The following is a 2,500-nucleotide window of genomic DNA, read 5'->3' on the forward strand; positions in this document are numbered from 1 at the left end:
TCGACATTACTAGATGGAATTGTAATAAGAAGTACTCCGATAGCCCCCAATATAATACCGATCCAATAATTAAGTTGAATTTCCTCTTTCAAAAAGAACGCTGAAAAAAGAATGGTAACTAACGGCAATGCAGCATCTATGATACTAACATGTAATCCACTTGTTAAAGAAATGCCGTAGGATGTGAACATAAAGTACCCGGCTACACCAGTAAAAGATAGCAAACTCATTCTTTTCCATGGAATATGTTTATGTACAATTGCTTTTTGTAGTTCGTTAAATGAGAAAAGCGTACAAATTCCCCCCGCAAAGAAAAGACGAATAAATAATAAAGTAAATGGTTGAATAGATTCTAACGCCCATTTCGTTGGCGCAATTGCCGTTCCCCATAGTATAACAGCCACTAATAACATGCATATTTCCTTCACAATCCCCCACACCCATCAAAAAATATATGTTAACTACCTTAATTATAGAGTTTTTCTTATGTAAAATCCTTTAAAAACACAAAAGGTTATGTAAAAAAAGCTAGATAGCTCTTTTTCACATAACCTTTTCATATAAAATCTAAAATATTCTTAGTTATTCTACAACTCAATTAATATAAAAAGGTAATTCTTACCTTAAACTAATATTTAAACGTATTACTTTATAACCTTTTTATCACCTGATCATCCAATTTTAAAAAAAGCAGTCTCTATTTCATTCTCTTTTCTTCTTTAGCGTTATTAAATGTATGGATTATGACATTTGGTAAATAAAAATAAACACAAAAAAACCTAAGTCGAATCGACTTAGGTTTTTGCTTGGCGACGTCCTACTCTCACAGGGACAAGGTCCCAACTACCATCGGCGCTAGAGAGCTTAACTTCCGTGTTCGGTATGGGAACGGGTGTGACCTCTCTGCCATCATCACCAAACTATGAAGGCATATTCCTTCAAAACTAGATAACATTTGCTACATATTATATGGTTAAGTCCTCGATCTATTAGTATTCGTCAGCTCCACATGTCACCATGCTTCCACCTCGAACCTATCAACCTGATCATCTTTCAGGGATCTTACTAGCTTACGCTATGGGAAATCTCATCTTGAGGGGGGCTTCATGCTTAGATGCTTTCAGCACTTATCCCTTCCGCACATAGCTACCCAGCTATGCCCTTGGCAGAACAACTGGTACACCAGCGGTGCGTCCATCCCGGTCCTCTCGTACTAAGGACAGCTCCTCTCAAATTTCCTACGCCCACGACGGATAGGGACCGAACTGTCTCACGACGTTCTGAACCCAGCTCGCGTACCGCTTTAATGGGCGAACAGCCCAACCCTTGGGACCGACTACAGCCCCAGGATGCGATGAGCCGACATCGAGGTGCCAAACCTCCCCGTCGATGTGGACTCTTGGGGGAGATAAGCCTGTTATCCCCGGGGTAGCTTTTATCCGTTGAGCGATGGCCCTTCCATGCGGAACCACCGGATCACTAAGCCCGACTTTCGTCCCTGCTCGACTTGTAGGTCTCGCAGTCAAGCTCCCTTATGCCTTTGCACTCTACGAATGATTTCCAACCATTCTGAGGGAACCTTTGGGCGCCTCCGTTACACTTTAGGAGGCGACCGCCCCAGTCAAACTGCCCACCTGACACTGTCTCCCGGGTCGATAAGACCCGTAGGTTAGAATTTCAATACAGTCAGGGCGGTATCCCACCAGCGCCTCCACCGAAGCTAGCGCTCCGGTTTCAATGGCTCCCGCCTATCCTGTACAAACTGTACCAAAATTCAATATCAGGCTACAGTAAAGCTCCACGGGGTCTTTCCGTCCTGTCGCGGGTAACCTGCATCTTCACAGGTACTATAATTTCACCGAGTCTCTGGTTGAGACAGTGCCCAAATCGTTACACCTTTCGTGCGGGTCGGAACTTACCCGACAAGGAATTTCGCTACCTTAGGACCGTTATAGTTACGGCCGCCGTTTACTGGGGCTTCAGTTCAGAGCTTCGCTTACGCTAACCCCTCTCCTTAACCTTCCAGCACCGGGCAGGTGTCAGCCCCTATACTTCGCCTTACGGCTTCGCAGAGACCTGTGTTTTTGCTAAACAGTCGCTTGGGCCTATTCACTGCGGCTTTCCGTTAAGAAAGCACCCCTTCTCCCGAAGTTACGGGGTCATTTTGCCGAGTTCCTTAACCAGAGTTCTCTCGCACACCTTAGGATTCTCTCCTCGCCTACCTGTGTCGGTTTGCGGTACAGGCACCTTTTATCTCGCTAGAAGCTTTTCTTGGCAGCGGGGAATCAAAGACTTCGCTCCATAAGGAGCTTCCCCATCACAGCTCAGCCTTCACGATAAGCGGATTTGCCTACTTATCAGCCTAACTGCTTGGACGTGCACAACCAATCGCACGCTTCTTCTATCCTTCTGCGTCCCTCCATTGCTCAAACGATAAAGAGGTGGTACAGGAATATCAACCTGTTGTCCATCGCCTACGCCTGTCGGCCTCGGCTTAGGT

Annotated in this window: 1 protein-coding gene and 2 rRNA genes (2 of these 3 cut by a window edge); all 3 read right to left on the reverse strand. The window is 45.5% G+C overall.

Annotation, left to right across the window (positions count from 1 at the left end; all coding sequences use genetic code 11):
- On the reverse strand, positions 1 to 413 hold the start of the coding sequence (locus QCI44_RS26645; protein ID WP_000927819.1) for a DMT family transporter. It extends 502 nt beyond the left edge of the window; 413 of the gene's 915 nt are visible here — the first part of the coding sequence; it begins with the start codon at positions 411 to 413; the stop codon falls past the left edge of the window.
- Between the two features lie 391 nt (positions 414 to 804).
- Positions 805 to 920: ribosomal RNA gene (rrf, locus tag QCI44_RS26650) — 5S ribosomal RNA — on the reverse strand.
- Between the two features lie 49 nt (positions 921 to 969).
- Positions 970 to 2,500: ribosomal RNA gene (locus QCI44_RS26655) — 23S ribosomal RNA — on the reverse strand; it runs 1,391 nt beyond the window's last position.

The sequence above is a fragment of the Bacillus cereus group sp. RP37 genome, from assembly GCF_040459695.1.
GTDB lineage: Bacteria > Bacillota > Bacilli > Bacillales > Bacillaceae_G > Bacillus_A.